General features: G+C 73.2%; 16 protein-coding genes. 12 read left to right on the top strand and 4 right to left on the bottom strand.

All coding sequences use genetic code 11. The features are described 5' to 3' along the window. Positions 1 to 50: 50 nt before the first annotated feature. Positions 51 to 2,837: a DEAD/DEAH box helicase gene (locus V1634_RS12345; RefSeq protein WP_331207917.1), complete on the top strand. Its 2,787-nt coding sequence runs from the start codon at positions 51 to 53 to the stop codon at positions 2,835 to 2,837. 186 nt (positions 2,838 to 3,023) lie between these two features. After that, positions 3,024 to 3,944 (top strand): MHYT domain-containing protein, encoded by a 921-nt coding sequence (locus V1634_RS12340; protein ID WP_331207916.1) that lies wholly within the window; start codon positions 3,024 to 3,026, stop codon positions 3,942 to 3,944. Positions 3,945 to 4,040: 96 nt separating this feature from the next. Here V1634_RS12340 and V1634_RS12335 read toward each other — a convergent pair whose 3' ends face one another. Then, entirely contained in the window at positions 4,041 to 4,970 is a 930-nt protein-coding gene (locus tag V1634_RS12335) for a 5'-3' exonuclease (protein WP_331207915.1), read from the bottom strand. Between the two features lie 218 nt (positions 4,971 to 5,188). Next, positions 5,189 to 5,641, bottom strand: a complete 453-nt coding sequence (locus V1634_RS12330) for a DUF6069 family protein (RefSeq protein WP_331207914.1) — start codon at positions 5,639 to 5,641, stop codon at positions 5,189 to 5,191. A 214-nt stretch (positions 5,642 to 5,855) separates the two neighbouring features. Between V1634_RS12330 and V1634_RS12325 the strand changes: the two genes are divergently transcribed. From V1634_RS12325 to V1634_RS12315, 3 genes are all read left to right on the top strand, one after another. Further along, on the top strand, positions 5,856 to 6,968 hold the full coding sequence (locus V1634_RS12325) for a M24 family metallopeptidase (RefSeq protein WP_407951774.1): 1,113 nt from the start codon (positions 5,856 to 5,858) through the stop codon (positions 6,966 to 6,968). Positions 6,969 to 7,095: 127 nt separating this feature from the next. Next, complete coding sequence (locus V1634_RS12320; protein ID WP_331207913.1) at positions 7,096 to 8,235, top strand: acyl-CoA dehydrogenase family protein; 1,140 nt, start codon at positions 7,096 to 7,098, stop codon at positions 8,233 to 8,235. 159 nt (positions 8,236 to 8,394) lie between these two features. After that, positions 8,395 to 8,919: an Lrp/AsnC family transcriptional regulator gene (locus tag V1634_RS12315; RefSeq protein WP_331207912.1), complete on the top strand. Its 525-nt coding sequence runs from the start codon at positions 8,395 to 8,397 to the stop codon at positions 8,917 to 8,919. On the opposite strand, the gene V1634_RS12310 is transcribed toward V1634_RS12315, so the two are convergent. Beyond that, positions 8,849 to 9,460, bottom strand: coding sequence for a histidine phosphatase family protein (locus tag V1634_RS12310; protein ID WP_331207911.1), 612 nt, complete (start codon positions 9,458 to 9,460; stop codon positions 8,849 to 8,851). The two genes, V1634_RS12315 and V1634_RS12310, sit on opposite strands and share 71 nt — an antisense overlap. A 239-nt stretch (positions 9,461 to 9,699) precedes the next feature. Between V1634_RS12310 and V1634_RS12305 the strand changes: the two genes are divergently transcribed. Beyond that, a complete protein-coding gene (locus V1634_RS12305) occupies positions 9,700 to 9,894 on the top strand; it encodes a CsbD family protein (protein WP_331207910.1) in 195 nt (64 codons plus the stop codon). A 13-nt stretch (positions 9,895 to 9,907) separates the two neighbouring features. On the opposite strand, the gene V1634_RS12300 is transcribed toward V1634_RS12305, so the two are convergent. Continuing rightward, on the bottom strand, positions 9,908 to 11,314 hold the full coding sequence (locus tag V1634_RS12300) for a KamA family radical SAM protein (protein ID WP_331208382.1): 1,407 nt from the start codon (positions 11,312 to 11,314) through the stop codon (positions 9,908 to 9,910). Positions 11,315 to 11,516: 202 nt separating this feature from the next. Here V1634_RS12300 and kdd point away from each other — a divergent pair, with 202 nt between their 5' ends. The 6 genes from kdd to V1634_RS12270 are packed head-to-tail and all read left to right on the top strand — an operon-like array spanning position 11,517 to position 18,390. Further along, a complete protein-coding gene (gene kdd, locus V1634_RS12295; RefSeq protein WP_456238613.1) occupies positions 11,517 to 12,575 on the top strand; it encodes an L-erythro-3,5-diaminohexanoate dehydrogenase in 1,059 nt (352 codons plus the stop codon). A gap of 4 nt (positions 12,576 to 12,579) precedes the next feature. Next, on the top strand, positions 12,580 to 14,178 hold the full coding sequence (locus V1634_RS12290) for an amidohydrolase (RefSeq protein ID WP_331207909.1): 1,599 nt from the start codon (positions 12,580 to 12,582) through the stop codon (positions 14,176 to 14,178). Between the two features lie 21 nt (positions 14,179 to 14,199). After that, entirely contained in the window at positions 14,200 to 15,801 is a 1,602-nt protein-coding gene (kamD, locus tag V1634_RS12285; RefSeq protein WP_331207908.1) for a lysine 5,6-aminomutase subunit alpha, read from the top strand. Next, on the top strand, positions 15,798 to 16,601 hold the full coding sequence (gene kamE / locus V1634_RS12280) for a lysine 5,6-aminomutase subunit beta (protein WP_331207907.1): 804 nt from the start codon (positions 15,798 to 15,800) through the stop codon (positions 16,599 to 16,601). Before kamD ends, kamE begins: the two co-directional genes overlap by 4 nt. Next, the gene (kal, locus tag V1634_RS12275; protein WP_331207906.1) at positions 16,598 to 17,044 is read left to right on the top strand and encodes a 3-aminobutyryl-CoA ammonia lyase; all 447 of its coding nucleotides are present in this window, start codon (positions 16,598 to 16,600) and stop codon (positions 17,042 to 17,044) included. The genes kamE and kal overlap by 4 nt, the downstream gene beginning before the upstream one ends. Positions 17,045 to 17,046: 2 nt before the next feature. Next, complete coding sequence (locus V1634_RS12270; RefSeq protein WP_331207905.1) at positions 17,047 to 18,390, top strand: glutamate mutase L; 1,344 nt, start codon at positions 17,047 to 17,049, stop codon at positions 18,388 to 18,390. Positions 18,391 to 18,482 lie beyond the last annotated feature (92 nt).

Raw genomic sequence — 18,482 nt, 5'->3', positions numbered from 1 at the left:
TCTACGGCCTGCCGGCGTGCGACCACCCGCTACGCATTAATCTTGGATTCATGTCGAGCCCCGCCGAGCGGTACGCAGCGGCGCGCCGCCGGGCCACGCAGGCCAGCATGTTCCCCGCGCTTGACGAGTTCGCCCAGCAACTGGGGTTCGATCTCGACGACTTCCAGCGGGAGGCGTGTCAGGCGCTGGAGCGGGGCAGCGGTGTCCTGGTCTGCGCCCCGACCGGCGCCGGCAAGACGGTCGTCGGCGAGTTCGCGGTACACCTGGCGCTGCGCACCGACGTCGGAGCCGAGCCGGGCGGGCCGACCCGGAAGTGCTTCTACACGACTCCGATCAAGGCGTTGTCGAACCAGAAGTACCACGACCTGGTGGACCGGTACGGCTCCGACCAGGTCGGGCTGCTGACCGGGGACAACGCGATCAACGGCGACGCGCCGGTGGTGGTGATGACCACCGAGGTGCTGCGCAACATGCTCTACGCGGGCTCGTCGACCCTGGCCGGGCTCGCCTACGTGGTGATGGACGAGGTGCACTACCTCGCCGACCGGTTCCGGGGCGGCGTCTGGGAAGAGGTGATCATCCACCTGCCGGAGTCGGTGACCCTGGTCTCGCTCTCCGCCACGGTCTCGAACGCGGAGGAGTTCGCCGACTGGCTGATCACCGTACGCGGCGAGACCGAGGTGGTGGTCAGCGAACACCGTCCGGTGCCGCTCTGGCAGCACATGCTCGTCAACCGGCGGATGTTCGACCTGTTCCACGACGCCGACGCGGCCCGCAAGCACGACGTGCACCCGGAACTGCTCCGCTACACCCGGGAGATGCTGCGCCGCCTCGAACTCGGCGACGGCCGTACCCACGGGCCGGGGTGGGGGCGCGGCGGTCCCCGGGGACCACGCTGGCGAGGGCCGCTGCGGGCCGACATCGTCGAACGGCTGGACCGCGAGGGTCTGCTGCCGGCGATCCTCTTCATCTTCAGCCGGGCCGGCTGTGACGCCGCCGTGCAGCAGTGCCTGGCCGCCGGGCTGCGGCTGACCACCCCGGACGAGCGGGCCGAGATCCGCGAGGTGGTGGAGAGCCGGATCACCAGCGTCCCGGGCGAGGATCTCGCCGTACTCGGCTACTGGGAGTGGCTCGACGGCCTCGAGCGCGGCCTCGCCGCCCACCACGCCGGGATGCTGCCGGCGTTCAAGGAGGTGGTCGAGGAGCTTTTCGTGCGCGGGCTGGTGAAGGCGGTCTTCGCCACCGAGACGCTGGCGCTCGGGATCAACATGCCGGCCAGGTGCGTGGTGCTGGAACGGCTGGTGAAGTTCAACGGCGAGGCGCACGTCGACCTGACGCCGGGGGAGTACACCCAGTTGACCGGGCGGGCCGGGCGGCGGGGCATCGACGTCGAGGGGCATGCGGTCGTGGTCTGGTCGCCGGAGGTCGATCCCCGGCACGTGGCCGGGCTCGCCTCGACGCGTACCTATCCGCTGCGGTCCAGCTTCCGGCCGTCGTACAACATGGCGGTCAACCTGGTCGGTTCGGTGGGTGCGGCGCCGGCCCGGGAGCTGCTGGAGTCGTCGTTCGCGCAGTTCCAGGCGGACCGCTCGGTGGTCGGCCTGGCCCGGCAGGTGCAGCGCAACGTCGAGACCATCGAGGCGTACGGCGCGGAGGTGCGCTGCCACCACGGCGACTTCGACGAGTACTTCGGGCTGCGGCTGGCGATCGCCGACCGGGAGCAGGCGCTGGCCCGGCAGGGGCAGTCGCAGCGCCGGGCGGCGACCCTGGCCGCGCTGGAGCGGCTGCGGGTCGGTGACGTGATCCGGGTGCCGTCGGGCCGGCGGGCCGGACTGGCGGTGGTACTCGATCCCGGCGTCGGCGGCTTCGGCGAGCCCCGCCCGCTGGTGCTGACCCAGGATCGCTGGGCCGGCCGGATCACCCCCGGCGACTTCACCACCCCGGCCGAGGTGCTGGCCCGGATCCGGGTGCCGAAGCACTTCAACCACCGTTCCCCGGCGGCCCGCCGGGACCTGGCGGCGGCGGTCAGCGGGACCGGGCTGGATCGGCACGCCCGGCGGGGCGGCCGGTCCCGGGGCGGCGCGGGTGAGGACGAGCGACTCAGCCAGCTCCGGGCCGAGCTGCGCCGGCATCCCTGCCACGCCTGCCCGGACCGGGAGGAGCACGCCCGCTGGGCGGAGCGTCGCCGCCGGCTGGAGCGGGACACCGCCGAGCTGCGGCAGCGGGTCTCCGGGCGTACCGGGTCGTTGACCCGGACCTTCGACCGGGTCTGCGGGATCCTCACCGCCCGTGGCTACCTCTCCGAGGCGGGCGAGGTCACCGACGCGGGCCGGACGCTGGGCCGGATCTGGACCGAGGCGGACCTGCTGGTCGCGGAGTGCCTGCGGCGGGGGGTCTGGGACGGGCTCTCCCCGTCCGAGCTGGCCGCCGCCGTCTCGGTGGTGGTCTACGAGGCCCGGCGGGACACCGACGAGCGGGCCTCGGTGCCCCGGGGGCCGGTCTCGGACGCGGTGGGCGAGACCCTGAAGATCTGGGCGGAGCTGGAGTCCGACGAGGCGGCCCGAGGGCTGGAGGCGACCCGGGAGCCCGATCTCGGCTTCGTCTGGCCGGTGTACCGGTGGGCCCGGGGCGAGGCGCTGGCGAAGGTACTCGCCAGCGGTCACAACCTGGACGGCGACATGCCGGCCGGTGACTTCGTCCGGTGGGCCCGGCAGGTGGTGGACCTGCTCGGGCAGGTCGCGGACTCGGCGGGTGCCTCGGTCGAGCTGCGCGGCACGGCGCGGCAGGCGATGGGGACGATCAACCGGGGCGTGCTGGCCTACCACGGCGCGACCTGACGGCCCGATCGAACCGGGCTCGGCTGTTCAGCCAGCCGGCGTCTTCCGTCAGGTCAGCTGACGCTCCTCCGGTGATGATCTTTACGGCCACCCTGCCCACGGCCCGTCGGCGGGCAGATGCGCCCGAACGCACCGTTGTGGCTGGTCGGACGGCAAGTGATCATCATCCGCGGGCGCGGAACCGCCGTGCGACGGCGCGAGGAGATCACCGACATGGGCACCATCGACCACTTTCAGTACGGCTGGGTCACGCCCGCGCTGAGCTACGGGCTCTCCGTCCTCGGCTCGTTCCTGGGGCTGCTCTGTGCGGTACGGGTCCGGGAGGCCCGGACGACCGGGCGTCGGGTCTGGTGGCTGCTCCTCGCCGCCTGGGCGATCGGCGGTACGGGGATCTGGACCATGCACTTCACCGCCATGCTCGGGTTCAGCGTGACCGGCACCCCGATCCGCTTCGACGTGGTGGTGACCGTGGCCAGCGCCCTGGTCGCCGTGCTGACCGTCGGGATCGGGCTGGTCGTCGCGGTCTTCGCCGGGCGGGTCTCCTGGCCCCGGATCATGCTCGGCGGGTTGCTCGCCGGGCTCGGCGTGGCCAGCATGCACTACATGGGCATGTCGGGGATGCGGATGCGCGGCCGGATGGACTACCAGATGTCCCTGGTGGCGGCGTCGGTGCTGATCGCGGTGGTCGCCGCGACCGCGGCGCTCTGGCTGGCCGTCAACGTCCGTGGCACCCGGGCGGTGACCGGTGCTGCCTTCGTGATGGGCTTCGCGGTCACCGGGATGCACTACACCGGGATGGCGGCGATGTCGGTGCATCCCCAGCCGGCCGCCCCGGCACCGACCGGTGCCAGCGGCGCCAGCCTGTTGCTGCCGATCATGCTGATCGTGATCTTCGTGGCCTTCGTGCTCTTCTACGCCCTGCTCGCCACCCCCACCGAGGCCGACCGGGCCGCCTCGGCGTACCTGGCCGACCGGGCCGCGGAACGGCTCGAGGCCGACCGGGCCGCCGAGCGGCGTGCCGAGGAGCGGGCCGCCGAACGCGGCGCGGAGCGCTCCGCTCCGTCGACCGGGCCGGGCCGACGCTTCCAGACCCGCCAGCCCTTCTGAGGCCGCGCCCGGACAATTGCGCGCCGAGTCCTCCGTCCACCGCCCCGGCCTCTCGAACGGCCGGGTGACACCCGAGGGGGCGCGGGCGGACCGAGGTCAGGCGGGGACGGCGTTGCCGGCCAGGGCGTCGACCAGCCGGCGGCACGGGCCGGCGAGGTTCCACTCTTCGGCGAGCCCGAGCAGCCGCTCGGCGTCGACCGGCGCCGCCGGCAGGGTGGCGTCCAGCGGCGGAAGCGGCACGTCCAGGGCCACCCGAACCACCTTCGGCGCGACCGCCAGGTAGTCCCGGGCCGCGTTCAGCTTGGTCCGCAGGCCGGGCGCGAAGCCGGAGGAGGGGTCGTCGAGCGCGGCCAGGATGCCGGCGAGGCTGCCGTACCGGTCGACGAGCCGGGCGGCGGTCTTCTCGCCGACCCCGGTCACCCCGGGCAGCCCGTCGCTGGGGTCGCCCCGCAGCGCGGCGAAGTCGGCGTAGCCGGCGGCCGGTACGCCGTACTTGGCCCGGACGGCGGCGTCGTCGCAGTCCTCCAGTTTCGCCACGCCCCGGCCGCAGTAGAGCAGCCGCACCGGCCGGCTGTCGTCGATGAGCTGGAAGAGGTCCCGGTCGCCGGAGGCCACCTCCACCGGTGCCGGCGCGGTGGCGGCCAGCGTGCCGAGTACGTCGTCCGCCTCGTAGCCGTCCACCCCGATCGCCGGGATGCCGATCGCGGCCAGCAGTTCGAGGATCAGCGGTACCTGTGGGGAGAGGGTGTCCGGCACCACCTCGCCACCTTCCGGCGCCACCCGGTGCGCCTTGTACGACGGCAGCAGCGCCACCCGCCAGGCGGGGCGCCAGTCGTAGTCCAGGGCGCAGACCAGCCGGTCCGGCCGGCGGGTCCGGATCAGTGTCGCCAGCATGTCCAGGAAGCCCCGGACGGCGTTGACCGGGCTGCCGTCCGGCGCCTTGGCGGCCGATTCCGGAATGCCGAAGTAGGCCCGGAAGTAGAGGCTCGGTGCGTCGATGAGGAGCAGGGGGCGGCTGTCGTTCACCCGGACAGCCTGGCACAGCGCCGCCCGCCCCGGCCGTAGGCCCCGCGGCGGCGGGTCGGCGGTGCCGCTACGACCGGCCGCCTCCCGGGGACCGGACCGGTGACGGCGGCGTGCGGTACGCCGACGGAAGCGGCCCGGATCCCACCGCTGGGGGTACCAGCCGTCGGATCCGGGCCGCTTCCCGTGCGGGCGAGCCGCGGCGGGCAGGGGCGGTCGGTTCAGCGCCGTACCGGGGTGCGGCGCAGCATCGGGAAGAGCGCGGCGGCGACCACCAGGTGCATCACGCCCAGCAGGACCTTGGTGTCGACGGTGGCCAGTTCGATGCCGAGCGGCACGTAGGACAGGGCCAGGACCACGGTGGCCAGGACGGCCCAGATCTGCCGGCCCCGCCGGGTGAAGCGGGTGAGCAGGGCCAGGCTGCCCCAGCCGAGCAGTCCGAACACCGCGGTGATGACGGCGATCTCGGCCACGATCAGGGGGTGCGGCACCGGGTTGCCGGGGTCGGTCAGCACGAAGTCGGTGCCGAAGGCGCGCCCGCCGAGGTAGATCGCGCTGTTCACCAGCCCCGCGGCGGCGACGGCACCGAGCCGGAGCGTCCGGGTCCGGGCCCTGTCCCGACTGGCGGCGGTGACGATCGGGGTGAGCGGCTGGGTGGTGGTCATGGTGGTCATCTCGGAACTCCTCGGTCTGGTGGAGGTTCGGCTTCCGGCTCCCGGTGGCGCCGGCCGTACGAGAACTCTCTCACCGACAACTTTTGTTGTCAAGACACTTCGTCTTGTCGGCTCCACGATCGTCGACGCAACGGTCGGGAACGCGCCAACCAGGGCCGGCTCCCGGTGCGGTCCCGCCGGCCAATTCCGCCCGAACGACCGTTAAGCTATTCAGGTGTGTGACGCAGACCTCTATCCGCCGAACCGGTTGGCGGCGGCCCAGAAAGCCACCGCCGAAGCCGGCCTGGACGCCCTGCTCATCCCGCCGGGCTCCGACCTGCGCTACCTGACCGGCTACCACGCGCACGCCCTGGAACGGCTCACCTGCCTGGTGCTGCCGGCCATCGGCGAGCCCACCCTCGTCGTACCGACGCTGGAACGGCCGGCCGCCGAGGCGTCCCCGGCGCCACGCACCGGGGTACGCATCGTGGACCACCCGGACGGCACCGACCCGTACCCGCTGGTGCTGCGGGCCCTCGGCGGGCCCGTCGGTGCGGTCGGGCTCGGCGACCGGATGTGGGCCGAGCAGGTACTCGCGCTGCGCACCGTGCTCCCCGGCGCCACCCAGCGGCTCGCCGGCGAGGTATTGCGGGGGCTGCGGCTGCGCAAGTCACCGGCCGAGGTGGCGGCGCTGCGGGAGGCGGGTGCCGCGATCGACGCGGTGCACGCCCGGATGGCCGAGTGGCTGCGCCCCGGCCGGACCGAGGCACAGGTCGCCGCCGACATCTCGGTCGCCATCCGGGAGGCCGGACACGCCACCGCCGACTTCGCGATCGTCGCCGCCGGCCCGAACGGCGCCAGCCCGCACCACGGCACCTCCGACCGGGTGATCGGGGTCGGCGAACCGGTGGTCGTCGACATCGGCGGGACCATGCCGTCCGGCTACTGCTCGGACTCGACCCGCTGCTACGTCGTCGGCAGCCCGCCGTCCGACTACACCGACTACTACCAGGTGCTGCACGCGGCCCAGCAGGCCGCGGTCGGGGCGGTCCGGCCCGGGGTCAGCGCGGCGGCGGTCGACTCGGTGGCCCGCGAGGTCATCGCCGACGCCGGCTACGGCGCGGCCTTCCTGCACCGCACCGGGCACGGGATCGGGCTGGACGGACACGAGGACCCGTACCTGGTCGCCGGCAACGAGCTGCCGCTGGAGCCCGGGATGGCGTTCTCCATCGAGCCGGGCATCTATCTGGCCGGCCGGCACGGCGCCCGGATCGAGGACATCGTGGTCTGCACCTCCGACGGGGTGGAGCGGCTCAACACCGTCTCCCGGGCGTTGGTGCGGCTGTGACCGGGCCAGCGCTGCCCGGCGGAGTTCCGGGGCGGCTCCGCGAGACCGGCCGGGGACTCCGGGCGACCCCGGCAGAGCCGGCGGGCCAGGCGTGCCATGCCACCGACGAGCGGAGGGGGAGAGCGCGATGACCGTCGACCGGATCCTGCCCACCGACGAGGCGTACGAGTTGCTCGAACTCGTCACCGAACTCGCCGACCGGGAACTCGTGCCCCGGGTGGCCGACTTCGAGCAGCGCGGCGTCTTTCCCCGGGATGTGCTGCGTACCCTCGGCCGGGCCGGACTGCTCGGCCTGCCGTACCCGGAGGAGCACGGCGGCGCGGCGCAGCCGTACGAGGTCTACCTCCAGGTACTGGAGATCCTGGCCAGCCGCTGGCTGGCGGTGGCCGAGGCGGTAAGCGTGCACACCCTGTCCTGCTACCCGGTGGCGACCTACGGCGGCGAACAGGTACGCAAGCTGCTGCCGGACATGATCGGCGGCGAGCTGCTGGGCGCGTACTGCCTCTCCGAGCCGCAGGGCGGTTCGGACGCGGCGGCGCTGACCACCCGGGCGCGACGGGACGGCGACGACTACCTCGTCTCGGGCACCAAGGCCTGGATCACGCACGCCGGCAACGCCGACTTCTACAACATCTTCTGCCGCACCGGCGGGCCCGGCGCCCGGGGCATCTCCTGCCTGCTCGCCGATGCCGGCACCGCCGGCATCGTCCCGCAGACCCCGGAACGCACCATGGGGCTGCGCTCGTCGCCGGTCGCGCAGATCGCCTTCGACGACGCCCGGGTCCCCGCCGACCGGCTGGTCGGCGCCGAGGGGGAGGGGTTCCGGATCGCACTGTCGGCGCTGGACAGTGGCCGGCTGGGCATCGCCGCCTGCGCCGTCGGGCTGGCCCAGGCGGCGCTGGACTACGCGGTCGACTACGCCCGGCAGCGGGAGCAGTTCGGTCAGCCGATCATCGACTTCCAGGGGCTGGGCTTCCTCCTGGCCGACCTGGCGACCCAGGTGTCGGCGGCCCGGGCGCTGACGCTGGCCGCGGCCCGGTTGCGGGACGCGGGACGGCCGTACTCGATCGAGGCGGCCAAGGCGAAGCTCTTCGCCACCGACACCGCGATGCGGGTCACCACCGACGCGGTGCAGGTGCTCGGCGGGGCCGGCTACGTGGCGGACCATCCGGTCGAGCGGTACATGCGGGAGGCGAAGGTGTTGCAGATCGTCGAGGGGACCAACCAGATCCAACGGCTGGTGATCGCCCGCTCGCTGGCCCGCTGACCGGGGAGCGTCCGCCCCGCCGACCACGGCAGCCGCGCTGGTCGGCGGGGCGGTCCGTCGGCCGTCCGGATGGCTGCCAGCTGTCGACCTGATAACGCGCGGCGGGACGCGGCCGGCTCGGCGTCGTCCGGAGCACCCTTTGCGGGTAGGTTGCAGGCCGTGGAGGAGACCGATCGGGCCATCGTGGCGGCTCTGGCCGCCGACGGCCGGCTGTCGTACACGGACCTGGCCGAGCGGGTGGGGCTGTCGGTGTCCGCGGTGCACCAGCGGGTCCGCCGGCTGGAGCAACGCGGTGTGATCAAGGGGTACGCCGCCCGGATCGCGTTCGAGGCTATCGACCTGCCGTTGAGCGCGTTCGTGGCGATCCGGCCGCTGGACCCGTCGCAGCCGGACGACGCACCGGACCGGCTGGCCCACCTGCCGGAGATCGACTCGTGCTACTCGGTGGCGGGGGAGGACTTCTACCTGCTGCTGGTCCGGGTGGCGAGCCCGGTTGACCTGGAGCGGGTACTCCAGGAGATCCGTACCGCCGCGAACGTCACCACCCGGACCACGGTGGTGCTCTCCATCCCGTACGAGAGCCGCCCGCCGAAGCTGCCGGTGGCGCCGAAGCTCAGCGCGGACCCGGGGACGGTCCGGCTGCGGGCGCTTCCGCCCGACTCGACGAGTTCCAGCGCAGGATGACCCGGCGGCCGTGCTCGTAGCCGAGCGCGGAGACGGTGGCGGTGTCCAGGCGCAGCCGGCCGCCCCCGCTGGGCGGTAGCTCGATCCAGCGTGCCCCGGCCACCCGCAGGCTGTGCCCGTGCGCCACCAGGGCCACGTCACCGGTGTCGAGCAACGCGGTCGCCCTGGCCAGTACCCGGTCCAGTCGCTCGCCGACCTGTTCCGGGGACTCGCCGCCGGGGCAGCCGTCGGTCCAGAGCAGCCAGTCCGGGCGTTTCTGCCGGATCTCGTCGCTGGTCAGCCCCTCGTACTCCCCGTAGTTCCACTCGCTGAGGTCGTCGTCGACCTCGGTGACGCGCAGTCCGGCGAGTTCGGCGGTGCGCAGGGCCCGCCGCCGGGGACTCGACAGCACGGCGGCGAAGCTCCGACCGGCGAGTTCGGTGGCCACCTCGCGGGCCTGGCGCTCGCCGTTCGCGGTCAGTTCCAGGTCGGTGTATGAGGTGTGCCGGTGGCTGGCACTCCAGGTGGTCTCGCCGTGGCGGATGAGGATGATCTCGGCCATCCGTCCAGTCAACCATCCCAGCCGCAGATCAGCCCCAAGCTAGTGTCCTAGGATGCCTTACGGGATGTGGCACGCCGCTCAGGGCACAACCCGAAGAGACCCCGAGGGCACAAGCCCTTGCGGCTTTTGTCGAAATAAAAACCTTGCGAGGTGATTAGGCAGGTTTCACTGCCGGCTGTCGGGCAACTCAGCTAACGGCCAGCCGCCCCGAGCGGAGCCACCGAGGTGAGGAGTGCGACATGAGTGCCATGGACAAGATGCGCAACAAGGCGGAGGAGTTGAAGGGCGCCGCCAAGGAACGGATGGGCGACCGCACCGACAACGAGCAGATGCGCGGCGAGGGCGCCTCCGAGCAGACGCAGGCCAAGGCGAAGCAGGCCGGCACCAACGTCAAGGAAGCCGGCCGCAACGCCAAGGACGCGTTCGACCGTTGACGGTCGCCCGTCCTCAGTGATCGGTCTGAGTGCCGTGCCGGGCCCACCAGGCCCGGCCGGCCTCGGGCAGGGTGTCGATCGGGTCGTAGTAGGCGTACCGCCGGTCCAGCGCGGCGAGGTCGTCCGACTCGATCGACGTACGGTAGTTCTTGGTCCAGTACGAGATGCCGCGTTCGCGGTCGTACTCGGTGACCATGTGCACCCAGCGCTTGCCGACGAAGGGCACGTCACAGACGATCCTCGGGGTGGCGTAGCCGGGCAGGTAACCCATCATGTCGTGCTGGAGCCGCTGGGCGTGCCAGACCGGCACCCGCCAGTGTTCGGCGTTGGGGATCATGTCGCACATGTAGAAGTAGTACGGCAGGATTCCCGCTTCCCCCTGGAGCGTGAAGCAGAGGTCGAGCAGGTCGGCGGTGGTCGCGTTGACGCCGCGCATCAGTACGCCCTGGTTGCGTACGTCGCGGACGCCGACCTCCAGCGCGGTCTGGGCGGCCCGGGCGACCAGCGGGGTGAGCGACTGGACGTGGTTGACGTGGGTGTGGATGGCGAGGTTGACGCCGCGTCGGGCGGCGGTCCGGGCGACCCGTTCGAGCCCCTCCACCACCTCCGGCTGGAGCCAGTGCTGGGGGAGTCCGGCGAGTGCCTTGGTGGCGAGCCGGATGTCCCGGATCGTCTCGATGCCCAGTAGCCGCATCAGGTACGACTCCAGGTTCCGCCACGGCACGTTGGCGACGTCGCCGCCGGAGACCACCACGTCGCGGACGCCGGGGTGGGCGCGCAGGTACGCGATGTGCGCGTCGTACCGGTCGACGGGCTTGAGGCTCAGTCGCAGTTTGTCGACGGTGGGGGTGGAGTTGCCGACGAGGTCCATCCGGGTGCAGTGCCCGCAGTACTGGGGGCAGGTGGAGAGCAGTTCGGCGAGGACCTTGGTGGGGTAGCGGTGGGTGAGGCCCTCGGCGACCCACATGTCGTGTTCGTGCAGCGAGTCCCGGGTGGCGTACGGGTGGGAGGGCCAGTCGGTGCGCCGGTCGGTGACGAGCGGCAGCATGTAGCGGCGGATGGGGTCGGCCCGGAAGGCGTCGGTGCTGATCGGTCCGTCCGGCACCATCGTGTTGAGCATCTGCGGTGGGACCAGCATCGACATGGTGGCCTGGGTGGCCTGGTCGGCGGTGAGGTCGGCGTAGCAGTCGTCGTCGACGGTTTCGCCGAGGACGGCGCGGAGCTGTTTGACGTTCTTGACGCAGTTGGCGCGCTGCCACTGGGCGGATTCCCACTCTTCGCGGGTCACCTGGCGCCAGCCGGGGAAGCGGGTCCAGTCGGGTTCGACCAGGGGGCGGCGTCGGTATTCGTACGGTTGGCCCGTGGCGGCCTCGGCCGGGTGGGGGTGCGCCGGTCCGGTCGGGTTGCGGGGGGCGAGCACGGCGGTTGCCGGTTCGACCTGGGTCACGGCGCCTCCTCCAGGTTCGGGTGCCGGGTGGGTCTCGGGCGGGGCCGGTGGGCCTCGATCTCGAACGCTACTGGAAGATTTCCCGTCTAGGAAATATCCTGCCGTAAGTTTTCCTGCACATGGCGGGTCTGAATGATTGATGACCCGCCTGGCGGGCGGTCGGAGGGAGGCGGCGGTGGGGGCGACACCGGGAGGTGCGGCGGTCACGTCGGCGGTCGGGCTGCGCCGGGTGCTCGAACCGGCCGGGGTACTGCCGCAGGCGGCGTACCGGCTGGACGCCCGGAGTGGGATCTCCGCCGACGAGGTGCGGGTCCGGGTGGAGCGGTTGAACCTGGACGCGGCGAGCTTCCGGCAGTTGTCGGAGAAGCACGGCGGGGACGGGGCGGCGGTCCGGGCCGAGGTGCTGAAGATCATCCGTGAGCGCGGCAAGATGCACAATCCGGTCACCGGTTCCGGCGGGATGCTGGTCGGCACGGTCGTCGAGGTCGGTCCGGAGTCACCGCTGCCGGTCAGGCCGGGCGACCGGGTGGCGACGCTGGTCTCGCTGACCCTGACCCCGCTGGCGGTCACCGACGACCTGGCCGGCTGGGACGGCCGCTCCGAGCAGGTGCCGTGCGCCGGGCACGCGATCCTGTTCGCCCGCTCGATCGTGGCGGTACTCCCGGACGACCTGGATCCCCGGCTGAGCCTGGCGGTCTTCGACGTCTGCGGCGCGCCGGCGCTGACCGCGCGGACGGTGCGCGGCTACCCGGCGCCCCGGGTGGCGGTGCTCGGCGGTGCCGGCAAGAGCGGTTCGCTGGCCCTGGCCGCCGCCCGGCAGGCCGGGGCCGCCCGGAGCGTCGGCGTGGTGCCGGTCGCGGCCGAGCGGGACCGGCTGGTCGCCGCCGGGCTCGCCGACGAGGTGGTACTCGCCGACGCCCGGGATCCGGTGGCGTTGGCGGCGGCGGTGACCGGTGCGCTGGGTGGGCCGGCGGACGTGACGGTGGTCTGTGTCGACGTGCCCGGCTGCGAGCACGGGGCGATCCTGGCCACCGCCGACGGGGGGACGGTGGTGTTCTTCTCGATGGCCACGAGTTTCGCCTCGGCGGCGCTCGGCGCGGAAGGGCTGGCCGCCGACGTGACGATGCTGATCGGCAACGGCTACCTGCCGGGGCATGCCGAGTACGCGCTGTCGCTGCTGCGTACGGTGCCCGGAGTGCGGGCGCTGTTCACGGACCGGCTCGCGGCAGACTGATGGCATGACGAACCCCTCGACTCTCTACCGTGCCGGCCGGTTGTACTGTCCGGCGGATCCGCGGGCGACCGCGCTGCTGGTCCGGGACGGCCGGATCGACTGGCTGGGCGCCGACGCCGACGCCCCGGCCGCCGACCGGGTGGTGGAGCTGCACGGCGCGCTGGTGACGCCGGCGTTCGTGGACGCGCACGTGCACGCCACCGACACCGGGCTGGCGTTGTCCGGGCTGGACCTGTCCGGGGCGCGGTCGGCGGCCGACGTCTGCGCCGCGGTGGCCGGGTTCGCGGCGGGGCTGCCGGCCGACGCGGTGGTGCTGGGGCACGGCTGGGACGAGTCGGGCTGGTCGGACCGGCGGGTGCCGGAGGCGGCGGAGCTGGACCGGGCGGCCGGTGGCCGGCGGGTGTACCTGTCCCAGGCGTCGATCCATTCCGCGCTCTGCTCGTCGGCGCTGCTGGCGGCGGTGCCGGAGGTGGCCGGGGTGCCCGGCTACGACGCGTCGGGCTGGCTGCGCCGGGATGCCCACCACGTGGTGCGGGAGTTGGCGTTGGGTTCGGTGACCGATGCCCAGCGGCGGGAGGCGCAGCGGGTGGCGTTGCGCCGGGCGGCGTCGTTGGGGATCGCGGCGGTGCACGAGTGCGGCGGGCCGGAGATCTCCAGCGAGGCGGACTTCACCGCCGTGCTGTCCCGCTCCGGTGTCGACGGTCCGGAGGTGTACGGCTACTGGGGCGAGCTGATGGGTGCGCGGCGGGCTCGGGAGCTGGGTGCGGTCGGTGCCGGTGGTGACCTGTTCGCGGACGGTGCGCTGGGTGCGCGTACGGCGCACGTGTCGGTGCCGTACGACGACGGCGAGCCGGGGGCGTGCGGGCACGGCTATCTGACGGCGGAGCAGGTTCGGGACCATCTGTTGGACTGTGCGGAGCACGGGGTGCAGGGCGGGTTCCACGCGATCGGGGACGCGGCGATCGACACGGTGTTGTCCGGGTTCGCCGGTGCGGCGCGGGTGCTCGGGGTGGAGCGGTTGCGGGCGGCCCGGCATCGGATCGAGCATGCCGAGATCATGGACAAGCGGCTGATCGCCGGTTTCGTCGAGTACGGGATCGTGGCGAGCATGCAGCCGGCGTTCGACCGGTTGTGGGGCGGCGAGGAGCGGATGTACGCGTCGCGGCTGGGTGTGCGGCGGTCGCTGGAGTCGAATCCGATGGGTGCGATGCACGGGGTGGGGGTGACGCTGGCGTTCGGTTCGGATTCGCCGGTGACGCCGCTGGATCCGTGGGGTTCGGTGCGGGCGGCGGTGGCGCACTTCAATCCGGCGCAGCGGATGAGTGTGCGGGCGGCGTTCGCGGCGCACACCCGGGGTGGCTGGCGGGCGGTGCCGGCGGGGGCGGGTGGCCGGGATCCTCGGCTGACCGAGGGGGTGTTGGTGCCGGGGGCGGCGGCGACGTTCGCGGTCTGGTCGACGCCGGCCGGGGTGGACGGTGGGCTGCCGGTGCTGGTGTCGGCGAGCCCGGAGGAGCGGGGGCCGGACGATCCGACGCCGTTGCCGACGTGTCGCCGGACGGTGCTGCGCGGTGCGGTGATCTACGACGGGGAGGACGCGTCGTGACGGGATGGTTGGGGGTCGCCGATGACGTCGGGTAGCGGGACGGGCAAGCTGGCGTTGGATCCGGTGTTGGTGGGCCGGGCGCGGGAGTTGGCCCGGCGGGCGGGGCAGCCGGTGGTGGAGTTGGCCCGGGGCCACACGACGGTGTCGGTGGAGCGGGCGTTGTTGCGGCTGGCCGGGGTGACCGGTGCGGATCCGGACGGGATTCCGTGGGTGAACCGGCTGGTCGACGCGGTGGTCGCCGACGTGGGGCTGGCGCACGGGGTGGCGGTGCCGGTCTTCGACGCGCTGCTGCGGGAGCTGGGTCCGGCGCCGGCCGGTCGGGACGTCGGGGCGGCGGTGACGTTGCTGGCCCAGAAGGCGGCGGCCGGGTCGGTGCGGTTCGAGGTGCCGGCGGGCCGGGCGGCGAGGTCGGCTCGGGCGGCGGCGCGGCGGGCGGTCGGCGCCGGGCTGCGCCGGATCGACCGCCGTCGTTCGGAGCGGGATCGGATGGTACGTCGGCACGGCGATCCCCGGCAGCGGCCGTGGATCTATCTGATCGTGGCGACGGGTGACATCTACGAGGACATTCCGCAGGCGCAGGCGGCGGCGCGGGCGGGCGCGGACGTGATCGCGGTGATCCGGTCCACGGGGCAGTCGTTGCTGGACTACGTGCCGGAGGGGGCGACCCGGGAGGGTTTCGCCGGTACGTACGCGACGCAGGAGAACTTCCGGCTGATGCGGGCGGCGCTGGACGAGTCCTCGAAGGAGTTGGGCCGGTACGTCCGGCTGACGAACTACGCCTCCGGGTTGTGCATGCCGGAGATGGCGGTGCTGGCCGGCCTGGAGCGGCTGGACATGATGCTCAACGACTCGATGTACGGGATTCTGTTCCGGGACATCAATCCGGTGCGTACCTTCGTGGACCAGCGGTTCTCCCGGCAGGTGCACGCCCGGGCGGGGATCGTCATCAACACCGGTGAGGACAACTACCTGACGACGGCGGACGCGGTCGACGAGGCGCACACGGTGACGGTGTCGCAGCTGCTCAACGAGTACTTCGCGCACGAGGCGGGGTTGCCGGACGCGCAGTTGGGGCTCGGGCACGCGTTCGAGATCGACCCGGATCTGCCGGAGTCGTTCCGGCTGGAGTTGGCGCACGCGCTGCTGGCCCGGGAGTTGTTTCCGGACGCGCCGCTGAAGTGGATGCCGCCGACCCGGCACATGACCGGGGACGTGTTCCGGGGCAATCTGCTGGACGGCTTCTTCAACCTGGTCGGTGCGATGACCGGGCAGGGGATTCTGCTGGTCGGGATGATGACCGAGGCGGTGGTGACGCCGTGGCTGTCGGACCGGGACATCGCCCTGCAGAACGTCCGGTACGTGCTGGGGGCGGCCGGTGGGCTGCACGAGGATTTCGTGCCGGCGCCGGGCGGGTTCATCCAGCGGCGGGCGGCGACGGTGCTGACCGAGGCGGTGGCGTTGCTGGAGCGGATCGCCGACGGCGGGTTGTTGCCGGCGATCGCGGACGGCACGTTCGGGATCACGAAGCGGCCGGCGGATCGGGGCCGTGGCCTGGATGGGGTGGCGGCGCACGCCGACGACTACTACAACCCGGCGACGGAGTTGCTGGAGGCGGGGACGTGAGCGCTGGCCCGGTGGTGCGGCCGTACGGGGATGCGACCGGTGACGGGATGGTGCAGGTGTCCTTCACCCTGCCGGTGCCGCACGACAAGCGGGCGGAGGGGGCGGCGCTGCAACTGGCGGCGAAGATGGGGCTGGAGCCGGCGATGCTGGTGCACAGCAGGCAGATGGGTGACGGTTTCACCTTCTTCGTCGTCTACGGCCGGGTGAACCATCTGGTGGACCTGTCGGCGGTGCGGGTGGTGGAGCGGGACTATCCGCTGCTGTCGGCGAAGGAGGTCAACGCGCTGATCCGGCGGCGGCTGCGGCGCAAGCTGTCGGTGGTGGGTGCGTGCATCGGTACCGACGCGCACACGGTCGGGATCGACGCGATCCTGAACGTGAAGGGGATCGCCGGGGAGAAGGGCCTGGAGTACTACCGGGAGTTGCGGGTGACGAACCTGGGCGCCCAGGTGAGCGTGCCGGACCTGGTGGCGGCGGCCCGGGCGGAGCGGGCGGACGCGGTGCTGGTGTCGCAGGTGGTGACGCAGCGGGACGCGCACCTGCACAACACCCGGGAGATGTCGGCGGCGTTCCGGGAGGCGATGCCGGCGGGTCGGCGTCCGCTGCTGGTGGTCGGCGGTCCCCGGTTCGACGAGTTGATGGCCGGGGAGTTGGGTGTGGACCGGATCTTCGGTCGGGGAACGACGCCGGGCGAGGTGGCGAGCTATCTGGTGCACCGGCTGGTGGCCGGCGCCGGCCCGGCGGCGCGGGGTGATCGGGATCGGTCAGCGGGCCGGGGAGCGGAAGGGGTGGACGGATGACCACAGGCGACGGGGCGGCGGATCCGCGGCTGGGGCTGACGGTGCTGCACCGCCGGTACGTGCCGTACTCGCACGCGCACTACGCCGGCGACCTGGTGGACGGGGCGTACGCGTTGGGGTTGTTCGGTGACGTGGCGACCGAGGTCTGCATCCGGACCGACGGTGACGAGGGGCTGTTCGCCGGCTACGCGCAGGTGCGGTTCCAGGCGCCGATCCGGGCCGGTGACGTGCTGGAGGTGTCGGCGACGGTGACCCGGGTCGGCAGCCGTAGCCGCACCTGCGAGTTCGAGTGCCGGGTGGTGTGCCGGGGGCGGCCGGACCGGGGCGGGTCGGCGGCCGAGGTACTCGATCCGCCGCTGGTGGCGGTGACCGCGATCGGCACGGTGGTGGTGCCGTCCGGTGCCGCCACGCCGGCTGCACCGGCTGACGCCGGGCCCTGGTAGCGGTGCCCTCGTACGCGGTCTGCGCCGACGTCGGTTCCACCTGGACGAAGGTGGCGGTGGTGGATCTGGCCGACGGCACGTTGCTCGCCTCGGCGTCGGGCCGGACCACGGTCGGTACCGACGTGTTGTACGGCCTGGACGCGGCGGTGGCCGAGGCGACCGCCGGGCTGTCCGGGGTGGGCTCCGCGCCGTGGTACGTCTGCTCGTCCGCCGGTGGCGGGCTGCGGCTGGCGGTGCTCGGCTACGAGGAGCTGATCACGGCCCGGGCCGGTCAGCAGGTGGGGCTGTCGGCCGGGGCCCGGGTGGTGCACGTCGGCGCCGGCCGGCTCGACGGGGTCGGACTGGCGGCGTTGCGGGCGGCCCGGCCGGACGTGGTGTTGCTGGTCGGCGGGACCGACGGCGGCGACGCGGAGGTGTTGACCGGGAACGCGGAGCGGCTTGCCCGGGCCCGCTGGCGGGTGCCGGTGGTGGTCGCCGGGAACGCGGTGGCGGCTCCGGCGGTCCGGGAGGTGCTGGCCGGGCGGGGGGTGCCGGTGACGGTGGCGGAGAACGTGCTGCCGTCGATCGGGGTACTGGCGGCGGGGCCGGCCCGGGCGGCGATCCGGGAGGTGTTCCTGCGGCATGTGATCGGCGGGAAGCGGCTCTCCCGGGGTCCCCGGTTCGCCCGGCTGGTCCGGGCGGCGACCCCGGACGCGGTGTTGACCGGGGTGGAGTCGCTCGCCGACCTGCTCGGCGGGGATCTGCTGGTGGTGGACGTCGGTGGGGCGACCACCGACGTGTACTCGGTGCTGGTGCCGGACGAGCGGGCCGGTGGCCCGGGGCGGCCGGCGGCGGGGACGCTGTGGCGGTCCCGGACGGTCGAGGGTGATCTGGGGGTGCGGTGGAGCGCGCCGGGGGTGGTGCGGGCGGCGGTGGCCGAGCGGCTGCTGTCGCCGGGTGAGGAGGGCCCGTTGACGGCGGTGGCGGCGACGCTGGCGGCCGAACCGGGCCGGTTGGTGGTCGGGTTGCCGGAGCGGGCTGCGGAGCGGCGGATCGCGGCGCTGGCGGCCGTGGTGGCGGTACGCCGGCATGCCCGGGGCGGTGGTGTGGCGGGGCAGCCGGGGCGGGATCTGCGTGACGTGCGGCTGCTGGTCGGTTCCGGCGGGGTGCTCCGGCATGCCGGGCCGGTGGCCGGGGCGGGGCTGCTCGACGGGGTGTCGACCGATCATGCCGGTGGCTGGGCGCTGCCCCGGTCGGCTCGTACGGTGGTCGACGCCAGGTACGTGCTGGCGGCGGCCGGGCTGTTGGCGGGGCCGCAGCCGGTGGCCGGGGCCGGGCTGCTGCGCCGGCACCTGTTGGCCGGCTGAGCCGGTCACCGGGCGGTGATCGGGGCGGCTTGGGCGGGTGTCCGGCGGGCGAACGGGAGACGAACCGGCGGTGTCGCGGCGCGCCGAATCCG

Origin of the sequence: Plantactinospora veratri (genome assembly GCF_036421995.1) — a bacterium.
GTDB lineage: Bacteria > Actinomycetota > Actinomycetes > Mycobacteriales > Micromonosporaceae > Plantactinospora > Plantactinospora veratri.
This window is presented reverse-complemented; position numbering and strand designations above follow the sequence as displayed.

Bases quoted from the DNA above. Each gene is read 5' to 3' on its own strand.
- V1634_RS12305 (WP_331207910.1), top strand. From the start codon at position 9,700: ATGAGTGCCATGGACAAGATGCGCAACAAGGCGGAGGAGTTGAAGGGC.
- V1634_RS12345 (WP_331207917.1), top strand. From the start codon at position 51: ATGTCGAGCCCCGCCGAGCGGTACGCAGCGGCGCGCCGCCGGGCCACG.
- V1634_RS12290 (WP_331207909.1), top strand. From the start codon at position 12,580: ATGACGAACCCCTCGACTCTCTACCGTGCCGGCCGGTTGTACTGTCCG.
- V1634_RS12330 (WP_331207914.1), bottom strand. From the start codon at position 5,641: ATGACCACCATGACCACCACCCAGCCGCTCACCCCGATCGTCACCGCC.
- V1634_RS12310 (WP_331207911.1), bottom strand. From the start codon at position 9,460: ATGGCCGAGATCATCCTCATCCGCCACGGCGAGACCACCTGGAGTGCC.
- kamD (WP_331207908.1), top strand. From the start codon at position 14,200: ATGACGTCGGGTAGCGGGACGGGCAAGCTGGCGTTGGATCCGGTGTTG.
- kal (WP_331207906.1), top strand. From the start codon at position 16,598: ATGACCACAGGCGACGGGGCGGCGGATCCGCGGCTGGGGCTGACGGTG.
- V1634_RS12320 (WP_331207913.1), top strand. From the start codon at position 7,096: ATGACCGTCGACCGGATCCTGCCCACCGACGAGGCGTACGAGTTGCTC.